Source organism: Planobispora longispora (assembly GCF_016863135.1).
GTDB classification, from domain to species: domain Bacteria; phylum Actinomycetota; class Actinomycetes; order Streptosporangiales; family Streptosporangiaceae; genus Planobispora; species Planobispora longispora.
Map to the genome: position 1 here is coordinate 135,053 of NZ_BOOH01000036.1, position 18,051 is coordinate 153,103.

An 18,051-nucleotide genomic window follows, 5' to 3' on the forward strand; every position below is an offset into this window, starting at 1 on the left:
ACGACCCCGGGCGCCTGTCCCGGGGTCGTCGGCCGTCATGCTCGGGCGAGGCGCTCGGGCCCCGTCCCATTCAGGCAGAGCGCTCGGCCCCCTCCCATTCGGTCAGGGCGCTCAGACCGGGCCGGGGAGGTCGGCCAGCTCCGCCACCGCGTCCTCGTGCGCGCCCGGGGCGCCCAGCGCGATCTGCGCCGCCTTGGCCCGCTTGAGGTACAGGTGCACCGGGTGCTCCCAGGTCATGCCGATGCCGCCGTGCAGCTGCACGCTCTCCTCGGCGACGTGCAGCGTCGCCTCCGAGCACCACGCCGCCGCCACCGCCGCCGCCAGCTCCGCGTCGGCGCCCGCCCCGCCGCTCGCGCCGGAGGGCGCGGGCGGGTCCGAGGCCGGGGCCGAGGACGCCGCCAGCAGGTCGGCGGCGTTGCGCGCGGCCGCGCGGGCCCGCACCACGTCGAGCCAGAGATCCGCCATCCGGTGCTTGATCGCCTGGAACGACCCGATCGGCCGGGCGAACTGGTGCCGCTCCTTGATGTAGGCCAGCGTCGTGTCCAGGCACCACTCGGCCACGCCGAGCTGCTCGGAGGCGAGCAGGCCCGCCCCGAACGCCAGCACCCTCCGCGCGTCGAAGCGCCCGAGGGCCGTCGCGGGAGCGCCGGCGAAGGTGACCGTCGCGATCGGCCGGGTCAGGTCCAGCGAGGGCACGACCTCGACGCGGGCGTGCTCGGCCGCCACCCGGTACAGCTCCGCGCCGACCGGGACGAGCAGCACGTCGGCCACGTCCGCGCCCGCCACCGCGCGCACCTGCCCGCTCAGCGTGCCGTCCTCGCCGACCGTCACCGTCTCCGGCAGCGGCCGGTACGGCGAGGCCGACAGCGGGACCGCCAGCGCCGCCGTGACGTCACCCGAGGCGAGCTCCCGGACCAAGTCCTCCTCGCCCACCTCCAGCAGCGCCTTCGTGGCGAGCACCGCGCTGGTCAGGAACGGCACCGGCGCGACCGCCCGCCCCAGCTCCTCCAGCACCACCGCGACCTCACGCGCCGTCGCCCCCGCGCCGCCGTACTCCTCCGGCACGAGCAGCCCGGCCACCCCGATCTGATGGGCCAGCGTCTTCCACAGGTCCATGTCGTACGGCGCGTCGGACTCGATCCGCTTCAGCACGGCGTCCGGCCCGCAACGGTCGGCGAGCAGATCCCGGACGGAGGCCCGGAGTTCCTCCTCGACCTCGGTGTACAGCAGTGTCATCAGTCGCTCACCACTTCATCATTCGCTGCGCGGAGCTTGCCGCACGCGGTCGTCATCGGGGCAGGTCCTTCCAGGGGACGTCCTTGTCGACGCGGGGCTCCGACGGCAGGCCCAGCACGCGTTCGGCGACGATGTTGCGCAGGATCTCCGAGGTGCCGCCCTCGATCGAGTTGCCCTTGGCACGCAGGTAGCGGTATCCGGGGCCGCGGCCGAAGAAGTCGACGCTCTCGGAGCGGCGGAAGGACCAGTCGTCGTACTCCAGGCCCTCCTCCGCGCGCAGCTCCACGTCCAGCCCGGACAGCGCCTGGTTGATCGAGGCGAAGGCGAGCTTCATGCCCGACCCCTCCGGCCCCGGCTGCCCGGCCGACAGCTGCTCGCGCAGGCGCGTCCCGGCCAGGCGCGTCACCTCGGACTCCACCCAGAGCCGCAGCAGCCGCCGGTGCAGGTCGTGGGTGCGCAGCTCGGGCCGGGACCGCCAGGTCTCGGTCACCACGCCCATCATGCCGCCGCCGCGCCGCACCGGGGCCCCGCCGATGGCGACCCGCTCGTTCATCAGCGTCATCTGCGCGACCCGCCAGCCGTCGCCGATCTCGCCGAGCCGCAGGTCGTCGCCGAGCCGTACGCCCGTCAGGAAGACCTCGTTGAACTCGGCCTCACCGGTGATCTGCCGGAGCGGCCGGACCTCGACGCCCGGCGCGTGCATGTCGCACACGAAGTAGGTCATGCCGCGGTGCTTGGGCACGTCCGGATCGGTCCTGGCCACCAGGATCGCCCAGCGGGAATGGTGCGCCCCGGAGGTCCACACCTTCTGCCCGTCCACGACCCACTCGTCGCCGTCGCGGACCGCCCGCGTGGCGAGGGTCGCCAGGTCGGACCCGGCCCCGGGCTCGCTGAACAGCTGGCACCAGATCTCCTCGCCCGTCCAGAGCGGGCGCAGGAACCGCTTCTTCTGCTCCTCGGTGCCGAACGCCAGGATCGTCGGCGCCGCCATGCCCAGGCCGATCCCCTGGACCCCGGTGTCGAGCTGCGGCGTCCCGGCGAGCTCGCGCTCGACGACCAGCTGCAGCTCGCGGGGGAGGCCGAGGCCGCCCAGGCCCTCGGGGAAGTGCACCCAGGCCAGTCCGGCGTCGAACCGGGCCCGCAGGAACTCCAGCCGGTCGCCCGGGTCGTGCGCGGCCAGGAACTCCCTGGCCAGGGATGCGACGTCGTCGCCTGTCATGAACGGTCTCCCATGTGCTTCTTGAGTTCGCGATATGCCAAGGAGCGCTTGTGGACCTCGTCCGGTCCGTCGGCCAGGCGCAGCGACCGCGCCCCGGCCCAGAGCCCGGCCAGCGGGAAGTCCTGGCTGACGCCGCCGGCGCCGTGGACCTGGATGGCCTTGTCGAGGATCCACTCCACGTCCCGCGGAGTGGCGATCTTGATTGCCTGGATCTCGGTGTGGGCGCCGCGGTTTCCGACGGTGTCCATCAGCCAGGCGGTCTTCAGGACCAGCAGCCGGAGCTGCTCGATCCGCACCCGCGACTCGGCGATCCAGTCCTGGACGACGCCCTGCTGGGCGATCGGCTTGCCGAACGTGGTCCGGGACAGGGCCCGGGCGCACATCAGCTCGACGGCCCGCTCGGCCATCCCGATCAGCCGCATGCAGTGGTGGATGCGGCCCGGCCCGAGCCGGGCCTGGGCGATCGCGAAGCCGCCGCCCTCCTCGCCGACCAGGTTGGCCGCCGGCACCCGTACGTCGTTGAAGTCGATCTCGGCGTGCCCGCCGTGGTCGGCGTCGGTGTAGCCGAACACGTGCATGCCGCGCCGGATGTCCAGCCCGGGGGTGTCGCGCGGGACCAGGACCATCGACTGCTGCCGGTGCGAGGGCGCCTCCGGGGCGGTCTTGCCCATCACGATGAGGATCCGGCAGTTCGGGTTCATCGCGCCGGACGCGAACCACTTGCGGCCGTTGATCACGTACTCGTCGCCGTCGCGCACGATCGACAGCGAGATGTTCGTGGCGTCGGAGGACGCCACGTCCGGCTCGGTCATCGCGAACGCCGAGCGGATCTCCCCGCGCAGCAGCGGCTCCAGCCACTCCTTGCGCTGCCGCTCGTCGCCGAACATGGAGAGCACCTCCATGTTGCCGGTGTCCGGAGCGGCGCAGTTGGTCGCGGTGGGCGCGATCCTCGGCGAGCGGCCCATGATCTCGGCCAGCGGCGCGTACTGCAGGTTGGTCAGCCCGGCGCCGTGCTCACCCGGGAGGAAGAGATTCCACAGGCCGCGTTTGCGCGCCTCCTCCTTGAGGTCGTCCAGCAGCGGCGGGGCGGCCCACCCGCTCTCGGCCGCCTGGGCCTCGAACGCCTCCTCCGCCGGGTAAACACATTCGTCCATGAACCCCAGGAGCCGCTCCCGCAGCTCCTCGGTCCTGGCGTCGAACCCGAAATCCATGGGTCCTCCTCACGGTCTCACCCGGAGCGTACCGACCGGACGGTATGCCTGTCGACCGCTACCAGCGGGCACATGGAGCCCCTGTTCTTCACCACCCCGGCGGACTTCCGCGCCTGGCTGGAGAAGCGCCACGCCACCGAGACCGAACCGCTGGCCGGGTTCTGCAAGAAGGGCGCCGGCCGCCCGTCGGTCACCTGACCCGAACCGGTCGAGCAGGCCCTGTGCTCCGGCTGGATCGACGGCGTGCGCAGGAGCCTCTCCCCTGACGCTTACACGATCCGCTTCACTCCCCGCAAGGCGCGCAGCACCTGGAGCGCCGTGAACATCGCCGAGGTCGCCCCGCCCACCCCGCGGGTGGCACCCGGGAAAACGCCCTGAGTGGACCTACTGGCAGGTCCACTCCCCTCCTAAGGTCGGGCGCATGACCGCGAACATGCCCTCCCCCGTCACTCTCGAAGGCGGCGCCGTACGGCTGGAGCCGCTCACCCTCGACCACATTCCCGACCTGTTCCCGGCCGGAGGCGGCGACGAGGAGGTATGGCGCTGGCAGGGTGGCCCGGCACCGAGGACCGAGGGGGAACTGGCGGCGATCGCCCGCCACCTGATCGAGGACGGCCGGCACGTCGCGTTCGCGGTGATCCTCAAGGAGAGCGGGCGGGCGGTCGGCTGGACGACCTACATCGACGTCCCCGGCTACGACGAGAGCGTCGAGATCGGCTGGACCTGGTACGGCAGGGCCGTCTGGCGCACCGCGGTGAACACCGAGTGCAAGATCCTGCTGATCGACCACGCCTTCGGGCTCGGGTTCAACCGGGTCCAGCTGAAGACCGACCATCTCAACACCCGTTCGCAGGCCGCCATCCGCCGCCTCGGCTGCGTCTACGAGGGAACGCTGCGCCGTCACCGCCGCCGCCCCGACGGCACCTGGCGGGACACGGTCTACTTCAGCATGCTGGAGGAGGAGTGGCCGGCCAACCGCGCCCGGCTGGCCGCCCGCCTCGCCGCCGGGACCTCGCCGGTCACCGTCTGATCCGCCCCGCCCGGGTCACCGTCTGATCCGCCCCGCCCGGGTCACCGCCGGGCCCGTCTCCGTTCGGGTCATCGTCCGGACCCCCCCGGCCGCGGCCCGGTCTTTCCGCCCTCAGGCTACGGCAGCATCCCCCGCAGCAGCTCCCTCAGCCCCAGGCGGATGTCGTCGAGGACCGGCTCCGCCCCGGCCCCGGCGACGGCGTCGAACATGATGCCCTCTCCGAAGGCGACCAGCTGGCGGCCGTGCCGTACCGGATCGCGGGAGCCGGCGGCCGCGAGAACGGCGACGGCGGGATCGCGGAACCGCACCCCCGCCCGGTCGTAGATCGCGCGCAGTTCGGGGCGGCGGGTGGCCTCCAGGGCGAGTTCGTAACGGGCGATCGTACGGCGCCGCCCGGCGGTGAGCTGCCCCCACAACGCCTGGGCCATCAACTCCGCGAGCGCCTCCAGCCCGCGTTCCCCGATCGCCCCGCCCTCGTCGGTCACCCTGCCCTCGTCGATCACTCCGCCTTCGAGCAGGGCCGAGAAGTGGCGCGCCTCCAGCTCGGTGAGCCGGGCGAGGGTCAGCTCCAGCAGAGCCGAGCGGGTGCGCGCCAGGTTGGACGTCGAGCCGGGCGGCAGGCCCGCCGCCTCGTCGACCGCCCGGTGGGTCAGCCCGCGCATCCCCCGCTCGACCAGCAGGGTGATGGCGGCGTCCGCGACCAGCTCACCACGTTGGGACTTCACCCGTCGATACTACATTTGTAGTTGGACTACAGGCGTAGTAACCTTCACTACATCCGTAGTGAGGAGATGGTCATGGCACACGCAGTGGTGGTCGGGGCGGGAATCGGCGGGCTGACCGCGGCGGTGGCGCTCCAGCGGCGCGGCTGGGAGGTGACGGTGCTGGAGCGGGCGGCGTCCCTGGAGCCGGTCGGCTCCGGGCTGGCCATCGCGGTCAACGCGCTCAGGGCCCTGGACACGATCGGCGCCGGCGACGAGATCCGCAAGCTCTCGGCCGTCCAGGGTGACGGCGGCGTCCGGAGCGCCGGCGGCCGATGGCTGGCGCGGACCAGCACGGAGGCCGTCTCCGCCCAGTACGGCGACTCGGTGGTCCTGCTCCGCCGGGCACAGCTGGTCGACATCCTCGTGGCACGGCTGGCGCCCGGCGCGATCCGGCTGAACACCGCCGTGACGGGCGTGGACCCCGCCACCGGGCAGGTGAGCGCCCTGGAGAACACGACGGGGAACGCCATGAAGAGCGCGACGGACGCCGTGAAGCACACGACGGACGCCGTGGGGGGCGCGGCCCCGGCAGCCGCCGGCACCGCGATCGAACTGCGGGCCGATCTGGTGGTGGCCGCCGACGGCATCCACTCCCCCATCAGGGGCGCGCTGTTCCCCGGCCACCCGGGGCCCGTCTACTCGGGGACCACGAGCTGGCGGGTGCTCGTCCCCGCCGAGGGCGTCCCGGGCCAGGCGTCCGAGAGCTGGGGCGCGGGCGGGGTCTTCGGGATCATGCCGCTGGCCGGGGGCGTGACCTACTGCTACGCCACGGACGTGGTCCCGGCGGGAGCCGGGGGCGGCGACCAGCTGGCGGAGCTGCGGCGCCTGTTCGGCCGGTGGCACGCCCCGATCCCGGCCCTGCTCGCCGCGGCCTCGCCGGAGAACGTCCTGCGCAACGACGTCTACCACCTGGCGACCCCGCTGCCCGCGATGCACCGCGGCCGGGTGGCCCTGCTGGGCGACGCGGCGCACGCCATGACGCCCAACCTCGGCCAGGGCGCCTGCCAGGCGATCGAGGACGCGGTGGTGCTCGCCCACGTCGCCGGGCCCGGCGAGGGACCCGCGGACGACATCGCCGCCCGCCTGGCGCACTACACCGCCGCCCGCCTGGAGCGGACCTGGAAGATCGTGAGCCGTTCGTCCTCGATCAACCGCGCCACAAAGATCCGCAACCCGCTGGCCGTACGGCTGCGCGACACCCTGATGGCGCTGGCCTCCCGGCTCGCCCCCGGCAGGGTGGCCGGCGCGGCCGACGACATCTTCGGCTGGCGCCCGCCCGCGGCGTGACAGGCCCGGGGCTCCCTCAGCGCGTGGCCGAGACGGGCTCCAGGGCCCCGTCAGCACACGGCCGAGACGGACTCCGGCGCACCGTCACCGCGTGGCCGAGACGGGCTCCGGCGCCGGAGCCGAGGTGCGCGCGCCGTGATCGGGGGCGAGCCGTCCGAGGGTCATCGTCCCCCAGATCATGAGCGCCCCCGCGAGCAGCGCGGGAATGACGTTGGACCAGCCGGAGGGCACGGCCTCGTCGAGCAGGAGGACGCCGGCGAGGATCGAGGTGATCGGGTCGAACACCTGGACTCCCGCGTAAGCGATGCCGAAATATCCCACTTCGTAGGACTTCTGCAACAGCACGGTGGCGCAGATGAGCAGGATGGGCACGGCGAGGGTGAACCAGCTGAGCAGCTTGGCCCAGTCGCCGCCGAAGTTGCCGCCCACCACCCGGACGAAGGTGGACACGCTGGCCGTCGTCGCGCCCGCCCCGATCGAGAGCAGCAGCGCCTTGGTCGGACCCGTCGCCTTCCGCCCGGCCAGATGCGCCAGGAGCACGACCAGTCCGACGCAGCCGAGGAACCCGAAGGCCTCCCGGCCCGTCATGTGCGGCGTCACGGAGTGCACGGGGACCAGCAGGAGCAGCCCCAGCAGGCCGACGGCCACCGCGACGGAACCGATGATCTCCGCCCGGTGCGGCTTGCGGCCGTGCAGCATCGCCGCCAGGGGCACCGCGAACACCAGCGTCGCCACGCTGATCGGCTGCACCGCGACCAGCGGCGCGAAGCTCAGCGCCACCGCGTGCAGGGAGGCGCCGGTGAACCCGATGATGCCGCCCAGCCACCAGCGGGGGCGTTTCATCAGCTTGAGCGAGGCGCCCTCGGCGACCGCCTCGAACTGCTGGAGTGCGGCGCCCAGGGCGTAGCCCAGCGCACCGACCAAAGCGATGGAGATGCCGACCCAGGTCATCGCCACCCGCCAGGGGAGGACGCGCACGGGGAGGGAAGCGATACTCGGGTCATCCATCCAGCTTAGGGTGCCGCGTGAGTCGATAACGGCGTTCCCGAGCGGGATCAGTAATAAAACAGGTCAAATCCCGACGGAACGGAGTGACCTGCCGTGCCCCGCGGCGGTGCCGCACGGCCGCCGCATCCGGCGACGGCCTCACGCGGCCACCGGATGCGGCGACGATGCCGCACAGCCGCCCGGCGGCGGCGTCACGCGGCCGCGCGCTCGCGCTGGATGGTGCGCACCCCGGCGACTCCCAGCGGCAGGAACAGCAGCGTGAAAGCGACGCCCATCACGTAGGTCAGGTGGATCGGGACGAACATCATCGAGACGAAGGCGCCGAGGTAGACCGCGGTCAGCCACCAGCCGGTGACACCCGCGCGGGCGAGCCCGGCGCAGAGGGCGAGCAGGCCGAGGAAGGCCAGCATCTCCGTGCCGCTCCACAGCGGCATGAACGACGAGGTGTCCACGGTGTCCGAGATCCGCACCGCGGCGTCCAGCGGGAGCTGCTGGCCGGTGACCATCCGCCACCAGTCGTCGCGTACGGCCCCGGACACGTTCAGCATGCCGATCGCGGCGGCCAGCGCGCCGAACACCGCCAGCCCCCGGCCCTTGCGTCCGCGGACCAGCCCCGGGACGATCATCGCGCCGAGCGAGCCGACGATCAGGCCGTAGTGCAGCAGGATCGCCGAGAGCTCGGTCAGGAAGGAGTCGCGGGCGAGCGAGGTGATGTAGTCCGCCGCCGAGTCGGAGTCCTGCGGCGGGCAGGTCATCATGCCGGCGAACATCAGCACGGGACTGGCGATCAGGGCGGCGCCGCCGGCGAGCCGCAGGAACCGGCCCGCCCGGTCGGTGTGCTCGGACTCCGCCGCCGGGGCGTCCGCCGGAAGCTGGGTAATGGGGTTCATTTCGTACCTCTTGGTTTGCGTTTCGGTGTGAGAAGGACCCTCTCGCGGGGAGGTACGGCGGCGCGTCAGCCGTTGCGCACCGTGATCGATCCGCCCTTCGTCGGAACGGATCCCGGCGGGGTCCGCTGTTCGACGGACCCGTTGAGCTGCGAGGGTCCCCCGTTCGGCGGAATCGGCAGTCACCGGCCGCGATTACGATCGGTGGCTATGACGATGACCCGGCTGAGGGACGTGCGCCTCATTCCCCTGGTGTTCGGGCCTCTGGTCGGTGCGCTCGCCGTACTGGAGACAGAGCTCGACGGCTTCTTCGGCTCCGCCGCCGCGGCCACCCGGATCTCCGGGGTCGCGATGGGCGCCGGTCTGATGGTCGCGGCCTGGCATCCGCTGGCCGGCACGGTCATCGCGGCCGTCTGCCTGCCGGTGGGCATGGTCCTGTTCGACGCTCCGGGAGTCAGCGGCGCGACGATGATCGGCATGATCGGGGCGGTCGCCTGGGCGGGCCGGCGCGAACCCCCGCGCCGCTCGGCCGTGGCGCTGTGCGTCGCGGGAGTGTCCTTCTCCAGCACGGCCCTCGTCGGAGCCTCGGCGTGGGAGTTGTTCTTCGTCCCGGCCGTCCTGCTGCCGGGCTGGTTCATGGGGCTGCTGGCCCGGCGCAGCAGCGATCGGGCCGCCGAGCTGGCCGAGCTGGCCGCCGCCCTCGACGCCGAGCGCGAGGCCAACGCCCAGGCCGCCGTCGCGCAGGAGCGCACGCGCATCGCCCGTGAGGTGCACGACGCGGTCGCCCACTCGGTCAGCGTGATGACCCTGCAGCTGGGCGGCCTGCGCCGGCTGCTCGCCGACCGGCCGGCCGAGCAGGAGGTCGTGGTCGGGCTGGAGCGCCTCGGGCGGCAGACGGTGGACGAGATGCGCGGCCTGGTCGGCATCCTGCGCGAGCGCGTCGACGGCGAACGTCCCGCCCCCGTGCCGTCGCTGGCCCGGCTCGACGAGCTGGTCGCGGACGTCCGCGCCGCGGGTCTCACGGTGACGCTGGACGCCCCGGCCGAGCTGCCCCGGCTGCCGCCGGTGCTGGACCTCACCGCCTACCGGGTGCTGCAGGAGGCGCTGACGAACGTGCTGCGGCACGCCGGCGGAGCCCCGACCGCGGTCGCCGTCGGCTGCACCGCTCAGGCGCTCACCGTGGAGGTGCGGAACGGCCCCGGGCTCGCGCCGCGCGAGCCGGCGGCGAGCCGTACCGACCACGGCCTGGTCGGCATGCGGGAACGGCTGGCCATGGTGCACGGCAGCCTGCACGCCGGTCGCGAACCGGACGGCGGCTTCGCCGTCCGCGCCCGGTTCCCCCTGCCCCGCACCTGACACGGACATCCCCGCCCGCACCCGGCGAGGAGATCCCCTCGCGCCCGGCAGCCCCCTTCACCCCCCACATCCGGCGACCCCCTCCCCCGCATCCGATAGGGACGACGACATGACGATCTCCGTAGCCCTCGTCGACGACGAGGCCATGATCCGCGTGGGCCTGCGGATGGTGCTCGGCATCGAGCCCGACATCGAGGTCGTCGGCGAGGCGTCCGACGGGGCCGAGGCCCTCGACCTCGTCGCGCGCACCCGCCCCGACGTCGTGCTGATCGACGTGCGCATGCCGCGCATGGACGGCCTGGAGGCGGCGCGGCGGCTCGTGCGCGACCACCCGGACAGCAAGGTCATCGTGCTGACCACCTTCGACGAGGACGCGCACGTCGCCGCCGCGCTCCGCGCGGGGGTCAGCGGCTTCCTGCTCAAGGCCGCCCCGCCGGAGCACCTGGTCGAGGCGGTGCGGACGGTCGCCGCCGGCGGAGGGCTGCTCGATCCGGCCGTCACCCTGCGGGTGATCGCCGCCTTCGCCGGACAGCCGGACCCCGCCCGCGCCACGGGCCGGGCGGCCGAGCTCGACACGCTCACCGGCCGGGAGACCGACGTGTTGAGACTGCTGGCTCAGGGACTGACCAACACCCAGATCGCCGCCCGGCTCCACCTGGGCGAGGCGACCGTCAAGACCCACCTGTCCCGCGTCCTGATGAAGCTCGGCCTGACCACCCGCGTCCAGGCGGTCGTCTTCGCCTACGAGAGCGGGCTGGTCCGCCCCGGCGAGCGGGAGGACACCTGACGCCTGGCGCCTGGACGGATGCGGCCGCGCCGCCTGCGTACCACCCGGTGGCCGTACGGCGTCAGCCTTCGCAGGACCGGTCGGGGATGCGGGACAGGTCCAGCACGACGTAGTGCTTCTCGTCCCGCGTCGGCCAGAACAGAATCGGCTCCTGCCGGTTCGTCGCCCCCACGCGGACCCGGGGAGATTCACCGGCCTCTCGCTGCGCTCCGGCCCGTGCGGCCTTCCCGGTGCAGCGGTCGTAGACGACCGCGTGCGCTCTCAGATCATCCGATGAGATGTCGACAGAACCGCCGCCATAGACATAGGGCTGGTTGAACAGTCCGAATCTGTCACCGATCAAGGTCCGTCCGGAGGAGGCTGCGGCGACGGCGGTGCGTCCCGAGCCGTCCCTGCGCTGCACCAGCATCGTCGTCACCTCGTTCCGCCGGGGCCGGACCTCTCCGACGCACCATTCGACACCGCAGCTGAACTCTCGCACCTCCGGATCTGCCGCCACCGGCCGGGGACCGGCCGACGGGGAGATCTCCGACATACCGCGGCCGCCCCTCAGCGGGACCAGGTAGGTGCGGTTCTCTGACTCGTTTGTCCAGGTGGCGTTGTCACCGGTGACGGTCAGCTCACCGGAGGGAAGGTCCCCGTGCTCGGTCAGCCACGCGACCGGCCGCATCATGCCGCCCGAACGCGGCATGGCCCACAGCTCCACGTGCCGCTTGCCCGGGTTGCCGGACTCCGAGCGATAGATTCCGGCGGTCCAGACGATATCGGTCTCGCTCACAGCCACGTTCATGACCTCGAAGCACAGGTCGCACTCGGCCCATTCGGGAGCGGTCGCCAGTGCTCGGTGCCGTCCGGTCCGGCGATCGTAGGCGAAGAAGGTGGGACGCATGTCATGTTCCGTGACCATGAGGGCCGTGTCACCGTCCAGCATGGCTACCGGGTGCACGAGAGGGCCGTTCTCAAGTCGGGGGGCGGGGTGAGCATCGCCGCGGGCCACACCACGTCGGCGGGCTCCAGCTTCGGTATGTCCGGCAGCTTCCTTACATCCGGCATGACCGTGGGGGATGGCGAGGACCGGGACGACAGGAGCTGCGCGTCCTGGTTGCCGCCCACCGTACAAGCCGATGACAGGCCACCGAAAAGCTGAGAATTCTCCGCTCTAACGAGAAATGATGTCCCAACTCCTTACATAGGCACAGATGTCCGTAGATCGAACTATCAGGGAGACGGGCATGGGAATGCCGAGGAGATCTGGCCCGGAAGTGGCCTGTGGATAGCGGGCGGGCCAGGTTCGAGACCGTCTACCGGGAAACGTACGGCCGGATCACGGCGTACGCGGCACGCCGCTGCGACTCGCCGCAGGACGCGGCGGACGTGGTGGCGGAGACCTTCGCCATCGCCTGGCGGCGGATAGGCGACCTGCCCGACGGGGAGGAGGCCACGCTGTGGTTGTACGGCGTGGCCCGCAAGGTGCTGGCCAACCACTATCGAGGCGAGGTCCGCCGCCAGGCTCTCAGCGTGGAGCTCGACGCCGAGATGGCCGATCTGTACGGCGCCTCGCCCGACAGCGGGGTCGAGGTGAAAGCGATCGCGCAGATCTTCCGGACCTTGCCCGATGACGATCGTGAGCTGTTGTCGCTGGTCGCCTGGGAGGACCTGGACCGGCGTGAGATCGCCGCCGTACTCGGCCTGTCGCGCAACGCCGTACGCATCAGACTCCACCGCGCCCGCAGGCGCTTCGCCCGCGCGCTGGCCCGGGTGGAGCCGGGCCGGCCGGGAGACCGACGTGCTGAGACTGCCGGCGCAGGGGCTGACCAACACCCAGATCGCCGCCCGGCTCCACCTGGGCGAGGCGACCGTCAAGACCCACCTGTCCCGCGTCCTGATGAAGCTCGGCCTGACCACCCGCGTCCAGGCGGTCGTCTTCGCCTACGAGAGCGGGCTGGTCCGCCCCGGCGAGCCCCAGTCGTAGACTCCACCGTCTCTCACGGTCCCGGGCACGGCGACCGGGTGACCGTCCGCCGCCCGGCGACGGGCGGGGCATCCGGTCCCGCGCGCATTCCGGATTCACCGGAACGGACCCACGGGGGCCCGAGCGCTCCACGGCGTACGCGAGCTAGCTTGGCAGGGTGAGCATCACCGCCGGTAACTACACACTGGGACCCGCGTCCGGCCGGCTCCTGGTCAAGACGACACGCACCGGGCTCGGCGCGAAGGCGGGCCATGATCTCACCATCGGGGTCACCCGCTGGCGCGGCGACGCCACGCTCGACCCCGCCGACCCGGCCGCCTCCTCGGTGACGGTCGAAGTCGACGCCGTGTCGTTGAAGGTCCTGGAGGGGAACGGCGGGGTCAAGCCGCTGACGGGCTCGGACCGCGACGAGATCGAAAAAATCATCCGGGAGAAGATCCTCGGCACCGGCCGTCACCCGGTGATCCTCTTCCGGTCGACACGGGTCGAGGGAACCGCCGAGTCGTTCCGCCTCGAAGGCGACCTCACCATCGTCGGGGAGACACGCCCCATCGTGATCCAGGGCTCGCTGGCCGGGGGCCGCGTCCACGGCTCGGCCGCCGTCGTGCAGTCCCGCTGGGGCATCCGGCCCTACTCGGCGTTCTTCGGCACCCTCAAGCTCAACGACGAAGTCCGGGTGCAGTTCGACGTCGCTCTCGTCCCGGAGCGGTGACCCCGCCCCGTCCCTGAATTCCCTGCCCGGAGATGTCCGGTCGGCCCGTCCGGCTCCGACGTCTCTTGCGACGCGATCGAGAGGGCGCCGCCAGGAGGACTTCACCTCACTGCGCGCGGTGGGCGCGTTCACGCTCCGACGGGGGGCCCGCCGCTCCCCGGCCCCTCCCGAGCAGAAACCATCTCGCACGGGGAGGAAATCCCGATGACACACCAGACTCCGGCCACCCCGGCCACCCCGGCCACCACGCCCGGCACTGCCCGCCTGCTCGACTGCGGAGTCGCGGCCGGACCGCTGTTCCTCGCGGTGTGGGCGGTCCAGGCGGTGACCCGCGACGGCTACGATCCCACCCGCCATCCGCTGAGCCTGCTGAGCCTCGGTGAGCTGGGATGGGTGCAGATCGTCAACTTCGTGCTCTGCGGCGCGCTCCTGCTGGCGGCCGCCGCCGGCCTGAGACGAGACCTCGACTCCGGACGGGGCCGCCGGTGGGCGCCGATCCTGGTCGGCCTCAACGGCGTCGGGCTCATCGTGGCGGGGATCTTCCCCACCGACGCGGGGGCCGGTTTCCCCCCGGGGGCGCCGGCCGGCGCTCCCGAGATGAGCTGGCACGGCGTACTGCACGAGGTCGGTTTCCTGATCGCCCAGGTGGCGTGGTTCGCCGCCTGCCCGGTGTTCGCCCGGAGATTCTCCGCCCTCGGCCGCAGGAAGTGGATGCGGTTGTGCGCGGCCGCCCCGGTCGCGGCTCTCCTCGTCCTCGCGATACCCCACGTGGACAGCTTGAGCGTACGAATGGTCCTCGCCACGGCGATCCAGCTCGGCCTCCTCACCGCGCTCGCGAGGCACCACGTCCGAACGTGATCATCCGCTCTCGGCCGGCCCCGCCGCGGTGCGCCACGGCTGCGGCGCGGATGCCGCCGGCGAGCCGGAGGGGGATCGCGGGCGGCCACGCCGCCGGAGCCGAGGACGGATGCCGGGACCGCCGAGTACGGCCTCGGGCACGGGTTCAGCCTCGGCGGGGCGCTCTGGCCCGTCGCCTTCGGATCCTGGTCGCCGGGGGCTCGTCTCCACGCGCGCCCTGGGCGTGCCCGTCCTCGGGTTCGCCGTCGTCGCAGCCCTCGACGCCTTCCACCGGGCCGACTCCCACCGGCCTGTCGAGCGCGCGCTGTGGTCCCTGGCGCCCGTCATGGCCGTGCCGATCCTGCTGATGTGGGGCGCCTTCCTGAGCGCCGCCCGCCCGCGGCCCGGCCGGTCCCGGCCGGATCAGTCCAGGTAGGGGTCAGGTCGGCCGTTCATAAGGGTCAGGTCAGCCGTTCGTCGCGCGAGGGAAGGCTCGCCGGTAGTCGCCCGGAGACACTCCCAGCTGCTTGAGGAAGTGGTGGCGGAGGTTGTTGGCCGTACCGAGCCCGCTCAGCTCCCCGACCTTCGCGATCGGCAGATCCGTTGATTCGAGCAGGCCCCGGGCACGTGCCAGGCGCTGGTCGAGCAACCACTGCAGCGGTGTCATCCCGGTGGCCGCCCGCAGTCGCCGGTAGAAGGTCCGGGGGCTCATCGCGACTCGCCGGGCCAGTCCCTCGACCGTGAGCGGCTGATCCAGGTGGGCGCGGGCCCATTCCAGGACGGGCCCCAGACTCTCGTCGTCGGTCGCGGGCACGGACAGATCGATGAACTGCGCCTGGCCGCCGGGCCGATGGGCGGGCACCACCATCCGGCGGGCCAGTTGGTTGGCGATGTGCGCGCCGAGGTCACGCCGTACCAGGTGGAGACAGAGATCGAGGCCCGCGGTCAGCCCGGCGCTGGTGAGCACGTCGCCGTCGTCCACATACAGCACCGAGTCGTCGACCCGCACCTTCGGGTAGCGCTCGGCCAGCTGGGCGGTGTGCATCCAGTGGGCGGTGGCGCGGCGTCCGTCGAGCAGCCCCGCTTCGGCGAGGGCGAAGGCGCCGGTGCACAGGGAGACCATCCGGGCGCCGGCGGCGTGGGCGCGACGCAGTGCCGTCACCAGCTCGGACGGGAGCGGCGCGCCCTCCTCGACACAGGAGTCGGGAACCGAGGGCACGATGACGGTGTCCGCGCCGACGAGGCCGTCGAGCCCGTAGTCGGTCCGCAACGTCAGCCGTGATCCGGCGGGACCGCTCCGGCTCTCCGGCGGCCGCCCACCCGTCCCGCACAACCGCAGGTCGTACCAGGGATCGGCGAGATCGGGATGCGGCTTGCCGAAGACGGTGCAGGGGATGCTCATCTCGTACAGGTCCCAGGAGGGGACCTCGATGTCCTCGGGCACGACCACGGCGATGGAACCGGCGCTCATGATCCCGGAGCCTATGGCAGGAATTTGGCGGTACCGGTCATCCCCGTCACTGTCCCCCGCCGCGGACCGCTGAGAACGTGGTCTCCGCGTGATCGACCGCCGCGGGCGGACAGACGAGGAGTTACGGATGACTTTTGACCACCCGGCCGTGTCATGGCCGGACCTGGTGTCGGCCGTCGCCGACGACTGCCTGGCCGTTCTCCTCAAGGGGGCCGACGAGGACTGGTCACGCCGGGCCGGCGGTCTCGACTGGACCTGCCGCCAGACCCTCGATCACCTGGCCCTCGGCCTGATCGGCTACGCGGGTCTCCTCATCGCCCGTCCCCGCGACCGCTACATCACCCTCTTCGCCTCCCTCGACCCCCACGCCTCCGTCCCCGCGTGCCTGGAAGGGCTCGGCATCGCCGCGTCCCTGCTCAGCGGCACGGTCCGGGACACAGCGGCGGACGTGCGGGCATGGCATCCCTGGGGCCACTCCGACGCCGCGGGCTTCGCCGCGATGGGCGTCGTCGAACTGGCCGTTCACACCTACGACATCACCCGCGCCCTCGGCCTGTCCTGGACACCGCCCGGCGAGCCCGGCACCGCCGCCCTCGCCCGCCTCTTCCCCGACGCCCCGGCGGGGCATGACCCGTTCGCCACCCTGCTGTGGTGCACGGGCCGCATCCCGCTCCCCGGAATGCCCCGTCGCGCGGAATGGCAGTGGTACGGCAGCGCCGCCTAGGGGTCCCGTCCCGCAACCGCTGAGCTGACACGGGTCGGCGCCCGACGAGATTCATGTGCGCCCCGCCGTACCGATCATCCGCCACGCCCACCCCGGCGGCCAGGGCGTCCAGATCGGCCCGCTCGTCCACACCCAGGCGTCGCAGGCCGGCGTCGGCGACTTCGCGGATCCGCTCGCTCCCGGTTCGGTCCGTCGACCCTTTGATCATGAAAAGCGGCCGACAGGAAGTCTTCCATCGGTGACACCAACGTCAAGCTATGTGACCCGTTCACGGGAAGCCGGGCCGTACGGCTGTCCCTCCAATACAGACTCGACTTCGCTTCCTGGCAGCTCTCCATACATCGGCGGATGAGGCTGTTTACGCCCGCTGTCCCGTTCACCGCTTATCAGAATGTGTTCTGACCTACGATGATGGAGTGAGCACCAGCAACGCCGACGCCGACGCCGTCACCTTCTCGGACCTGTCCAGAAACCCCCGAGCCGTCGCCGAACGCGCCGCCCGCCTGGGCCGGGTGCGCATCACCCACCGCGACGCCCCGGACTTCTACCTGACCGCCGCCGACCGCGAAGACCAGCGCGGCGAAACGCTGACCACGGCATCACGCCTGTTCCTGGCCCTCCTCAAACACGACCCCACCGCCCGCACGCTGGTCATCGCCATGCCCGACGTCTTCCCCTGGGTCCGTCACCTGAGCCCCGACGAGCTGCGCTCCTTCACCCTGGAACTGGTCGAGGCGCTCTCCGACGCCGCGGAACTCGATGTCGACACCACCGCCCAGGAAGTCATCGCGGGCTGGCGGGCCACCGCCCGCATCAAAGCCGACCCCGTGCGCTACGCCCAGGCGCGCACCGCCACCAGCGGCGACTTCGGGCCGGTCGAGGTCACCGCGTGAGTCCCAAGCGCGGCGACCGGGTGACAGTCCCGCCACCCGACGGCGAATGGGACCTCCGGTTCGGCACCGGCGATGCGGTCAAAGGCTGGGAGGAGCTGTGCCGCCACGCCCTGGCCAACACCCGCCGCTGCTTCGAGACGCTGCGCGCCGATCCCCGTTCCCGGGCAGATCACGGACGCCAGCACCGGCTCCGCGGCGACCTGGCCACCCATCGCCACAACGGCCACGACCTGGAACAGTGGGAATTCGAAGTCACCAGCGGCGGGCGCGTCCGCTACGCCATCGATGACGACACCCACACCGTCTGGATCATTTACGCCTCACCCCGGCACCCGAAAGACACCGACGCCTGAGGCTGCGGACAGGAGTCCGATCGGGGGATCCTCCTCCAGGAACATCCACAGACACGCCGACGGCTATCGCCGCCTCGGTGGCGCCGGTGTTGCATGTCCCGTCGTGTTGATGGGCGGACATGGATATGAGGTGGAGCCCGGGGCCGCCGGCTCGTTACGGTTGGCGTGTGCCGACCTTCCTCATCGCCCCCGTCATCTCTCCCCCGCCCGCCCGATAGCGGGCGGCATCTCTCCTGTGTGACCGGGTCGGAGTGATCCGGTGGGTGGTCGCTGCCCGCAGACGTGCGGACGTTGACGACCACTT

20 protein-coding genes and 2 pseudogenes are annotated in these 18,051 nt (G+C 72.1%); 14 read left to right on the plus strand and 8 right to left on the minus strand.

Annotation, left to right across the window (positions count from 1 at the left end; genetic code table 11):
• Positions 1-111: 111 nt before the first annotated feature.
• The 3 genes from Plo01_RS21850 to Plo01_RS21860 are packed head-to-tail and all read right to left on the minus strand — an operon-like array spanning position 112 to position 3,666.
• Entirely contained in the window at positions 112-1,236 is a 1,125-nt protein-coding gene (locus Plo01_RS21850; RefSeq protein WP_203892511.1) for an acyl-CoA dehydrogenase family protein, read from the minus strand.
• A gap of 52 nt (positions 1,237-1,288) precedes the next feature.
• The gene (locus Plo01_RS21855; RefSeq protein WP_203892512.1) at positions 1,289-2,455 is read right to left on the minus strand and encodes an acyl-CoA dehydrogenase family protein; all 1,167 of its coding nucleotides are present in this window, start codon (positions 2,453-2,455) and stop codon (positions 1,289-1,291) included.
• On the minus strand, positions 2,452-3,666 hold the full coding sequence (locus tag Plo01_RS21860; protein WP_203892513.1) for an acyl-CoA dehydrogenase family protein: 1,215 nt from the start codon (positions 3,664-3,666) through the stop codon (positions 2,452-2,454). The genes Plo01_RS21855 and Plo01_RS21860 overlap by 4 nt, the downstream gene beginning before the upstream one ends.
• A 72-nt stretch (positions 3,667-3,738) precedes the next feature.
• On the opposite strand from Plo01_RS21860, the gene Plo01_RS41055 reads away from it, so the two are divergent.
• The 3 genes and pseudogenes from Plo01_RS41055 to Plo01_RS21865 all read left to right on the plus strand — a co-directional run bounded on the left by Plo01_RS41055 (position 3,739) and on the right by Plo01_RS21865 (position 4,696).
• Positions 3,739-3,864, plus strand: a complete 126-nt coding sequence (locus tag Plo01_RS41055; RefSeq protein ID WP_275415410.1) for a YdeI/OmpD-associated family protein — start codon at positions 3,739-3,741, stop codon at positions 3,862-3,864.
• 15 nt (positions 3,865-3,879) lie between these two features.
• Positions 3,880-4,044 (plus strand): annotated as a pseudogene (locus Plo01_RS41545) (hypothetical protein); the annotation flags it as partial.
• Between the two features lie 43 nt (positions 4,045-4,087).
• The gene (locus Plo01_RS21865) at positions 4,088-4,696 is read left to right on the plus strand and encodes a GNAT family N-acetyltransferase (RefSeq protein WP_203892514.1); all 609 of its coding nucleotides are present in this window, start codon (positions 4,088-4,090) and stop codon (positions 4,694-4,696) included.
• A 116-nt stretch (positions 4,697-4,812) separates the two neighbouring features.
• Here the strand turns inward: Plo01_RS21865 and Plo01_RS21870 are convergent, their stop codons facing one another.
• On the minus strand, positions 4,813-5,421 hold the full coding sequence (locus tag Plo01_RS21870; RefSeq protein WP_203892515.1) for a TetR/AcrR family transcriptional regulator: 609 nt from the start codon (positions 5,419-5,421) through the stop codon (positions 4,813-4,815).
• Positions 5,422-5,493: 72 nt separating this feature from the next.
• Between Plo01_RS21870 and Plo01_RS21875 the strand changes: the two genes are divergently transcribed.
• Positions 5,494-6,747, plus strand: coding sequence for an FAD-dependent oxidoreductase (locus Plo01_RS21875; RefSeq protein ID WP_203892516.1), 1,254 nt, complete (start codon positions 5,494-5,496; stop codon positions 6,745-6,747).
• 84 nt (positions 6,748-6,831) lie between these two features.
• On the opposite strand, the gene Plo01_RS21880 is transcribed toward Plo01_RS21875, so the two are convergent.
• Both Plo01_RS21880 and Plo01_RS21885 read right to left on the minus strand, forming a co-directional pair.
• Complete coding sequence (locus tag Plo01_RS21880) at positions 6,832-7,755, minus strand: DMT family transporter (RefSeq protein WP_239316820.1); 924 nt, start codon at positions 7,753-7,755, stop codon at positions 6,832-6,834.
• Positions 7,756-7,946: 191 nt separating this feature from the next.
• Positions 7,947-8,645, minus strand: a complete 699-nt coding sequence (locus tag Plo01_RS21885) for a hypothetical protein (protein WP_203892517.1) — start codon at positions 8,643-8,645, stop codon at positions 7,947-7,949.
• Positions 8,646-8,852: 207 nt separating this feature from the next.
• Here Plo01_RS21885 and Plo01_RS21890 point away from each other — a divergent pair, with 207 nt between their 5' ends.
• Both Plo01_RS21890 and Plo01_RS21895 read left to right on the plus strand, forming a co-directional pair.
• Complete coding sequence (locus tag Plo01_RS21890) at positions 8,853-9,998, plus strand: sensor histidine kinase (RefSeq protein WP_203892518.1); 1,146 nt, start codon at positions 8,853-8,855, stop codon at positions 9,996-9,998.
• A gap of 109 nt (positions 9,999-10,107) precedes the next feature.
• Complete coding sequence (locus Plo01_RS21895; protein WP_203892519.1) at positions 10,108-10,785, plus strand: response regulator; 678 nt, start codon at positions 10,108-10,110, stop codon at positions 10,783-10,785.
• Positions 10,786-10,846: 61 nt separating this feature from the next.
• Here the strand turns inward: Plo01_RS21895 and Plo01_RS21900 are convergent, their stop codons facing one another.
• The gene (locus Plo01_RS21900; protein ID WP_203892520.1) at positions 10,847-11,674 is read right to left on the minus strand and encodes a hypothetical protein; all 828 of its coding nucleotides are present in this window, start codon (positions 11,672-11,674) and stop codon (positions 10,847-10,849) included.
• 380 nt (positions 11,675-12,054) lie between these two features.
• Here Plo01_RS21900 and Plo01_RS21905 point away from each other — a divergent pair.
• The 5 genes and pseudogenes from Plo01_RS21905 to Plo01_RS21925 all read left to right on the plus strand — a co-directional run.
• A pseudogene (locus Plo01_RS21905) lies at positions 12,055-12,477 on the plus strand (RNA polymerase sigma factor); the annotation flags it as partial.
• A 94-nt stretch (positions 12,478-12,571) separates the two neighbouring features.
• Positions 12,572-12,757 carry a response regulator transcription factor gene (locus Plo01_RS40440; RefSeq protein WP_444980766.1) on the plus strand — a complete coding sequence of 62 codons (186 nt, stop codon included), beginning with the start codon at positions 12,572-12,574 and terminating at the stop codon, positions 12,755-12,757.
• Between the two features lie 157 nt (positions 12,758-12,914).
• Positions 12,915-13,469 carry a YceI family protein gene (locus Plo01_RS21915; RefSeq protein ID WP_203892522.1) on the plus strand — a complete coding sequence of 185 codons (555 nt, stop codon included), beginning with the start codon at positions 12,915-12,917 and terminating at the stop codon, positions 13,467-13,469.
• 204 nt (positions 13,470-13,673) lie between these two features.
• Positions 13,674-14,327, plus strand: a complete 654-nt coding sequence (locus Plo01_RS21920; RefSeq protein ID WP_203892523.1) for a DUF998 domain-containing protein — start codon at positions 13,674-13,676, stop codon at positions 14,325-14,327.
• Between the two features lie 223 nt (positions 14,328-14,550).
• Positions 14,551-14,742 (plus strand): hypothetical protein, encoded by a 192-nt coding sequence (locus Plo01_RS21925; protein WP_203892524.1) that lies wholly within the window; start codon positions 14,551-14,553, stop codon positions 14,740-14,742.
• A gap of 30 nt (positions 14,743-14,772) precedes the next feature.
• On the opposite strand, the gene Plo01_RS21930 is transcribed toward Plo01_RS21925, so the two are convergent.
• Positions 14,773-15,777 (minus strand): GlxA family transcriptional regulator, encoded by a 1,005-nt coding sequence (locus Plo01_RS21930; RefSeq protein WP_203892525.1) that lies wholly within the window; start codon positions 15,775-15,777, stop codon positions 14,773-14,775.
• A gap of 127 nt (positions 15,778-15,904) precedes the next feature.
• Between Plo01_RS21930 and Plo01_RS21935 the strand changes: the two genes are divergently transcribed.
• From Plo01_RS21935 to Plo01_RS21945, 3 genes are all read left to right on the plus strand, one after another.
• Positions 15,905-16,501, plus strand: a complete 597-nt coding sequence (locus Plo01_RS21935; RefSeq protein WP_203892526.1) for a maleylpyruvate isomerase N-terminal domain-containing protein — start codon at positions 15,905-15,907, stop codon at positions 16,499-16,501.
• A gap of 416 nt (positions 16,502-16,917) precedes the next feature.
• Complete coding sequence (locus tag Plo01_RS21940; protein WP_203892527.1) at positions 16,918-17,394, plus strand: hypothetical protein; 477 nt, start codon at positions 16,918-16,920, stop codon at positions 17,392-17,394.
• A complete protein-coding gene (locus Plo01_RS21945) occupies positions 17,391-17,747 on the plus strand; it encodes a hypothetical protein (protein WP_203892528.1) in 357 nt (118 codons plus the stop codon). The genes Plo01_RS21940 and Plo01_RS21945 overlap by 4 nt, the downstream gene beginning before the upstream one ends.
• Positions 17,748-18,051 lie beyond the last annotated feature (304 nt).

What these genes read in the sequence shown, in the direction of transcription:
- Plo01_RS21935 (WP_203892526.1), top strand. Translation starts at nt 15,905, where the DNA reads ATGACTTTTGACCACCCGGCCGTGTCATGGCCGGACCTGGTGTCGGCC.
- Plo01_RS21860 (WP_203892513.1), bottom strand. Translation starts at nt 3,666, where the DNA reads ATGGATTTCGGGTTCGACGCCAGGACCGAGGAGCTGCGGGAGCGGCTC.
- Plo01_RS21880 (WP_239316820.1), bottom strand. Translation starts at nt 7,755, where the DNA reads ATGGATGACCCGAGTATCGCTTCCCTCCCCGTGCGCGTCCTCCCCTGG.
- Plo01_RS21930 (WP_203892525.1), bottom strand. Translation starts at nt 15,777, where the DNA reads ATGAGCGCCGGTTCCATCGCCGTGGTCGTGCCCGAGGACATCGAGGTC.
- Plo01_RS21865 (WP_203892514.1), top strand. Translation starts at nt 4,088, where the DNA reads ATGACCGCGAACATGCCCTCCCCCGTCACTCTCGAAGGCGGCGCCGTA.
- Plo01_RS21850 (WP_203892511.1), bottom strand. Translation starts at nt 1,236, where the DNA reads ATGACACTGCTGTACACCGAGGTCGAGGAGGAACTCCGGGCCTCCGTC.
- Plo01_RS21920 (WP_203892523.1), top strand. Translation starts at nt 13,674, where the DNA reads ATGACACACCAGACTCCGGCCACCCCGGCCACCCCGGCCACCACGCCC.
- Plo01_RS41055 (WP_275415410.1), top strand. Translation starts at nt 3,739, where the DNA reads ATGGAGCCCCTGTTCTTCACCACCCCGGCGGACTTCCGCGCCTGGCTG.
- Plo01_RS21900 (WP_203892520.1), bottom strand. Translation starts at nt 11,674, where the DNA reads ATGCGTCCCACCTTCTTCGCCTACGATCGCCGGACCGGACGGCACCGA.
- Plo01_RS21895 (WP_203892519.1), top strand. Translation starts at nt 10,108, where the DNA reads ATGACGATCTCCGTAGCCCTCGTCGACGACGAGGCCATGATCCGCGTG.
- Plo01_RS21875 (WP_203892516.1), top strand. Translation starts at nt 5,494, where the DNA reads ATGGCACACGCAGTGGTGGTCGGGGCGGGAATCGGCGGGCTGACCGCG.
- Plo01_RS21890 (WP_203892518.1), top strand. Translation starts at nt 8,853, where the DNA reads ATGACGATGACCCGGCTGAGGGACGTGCGCCTCATTCCCCTGGTGTTC.
- Plo01_RS21855 (WP_203892512.1), bottom strand. Translation starts at nt 2,455, where the DNA reads ATGACAGGCGACGACGTCGCATCCCTGGCCAGGGAGTTCCTGGCCGCG.
- Plo01_RS21885 (WP_203892517.1), bottom strand. Translation starts at nt 8,645, where the DNA reads ATGAACCCCATTACCCAGCTTCCGGCGGACGCCCCGGCGGCGGAGTCC.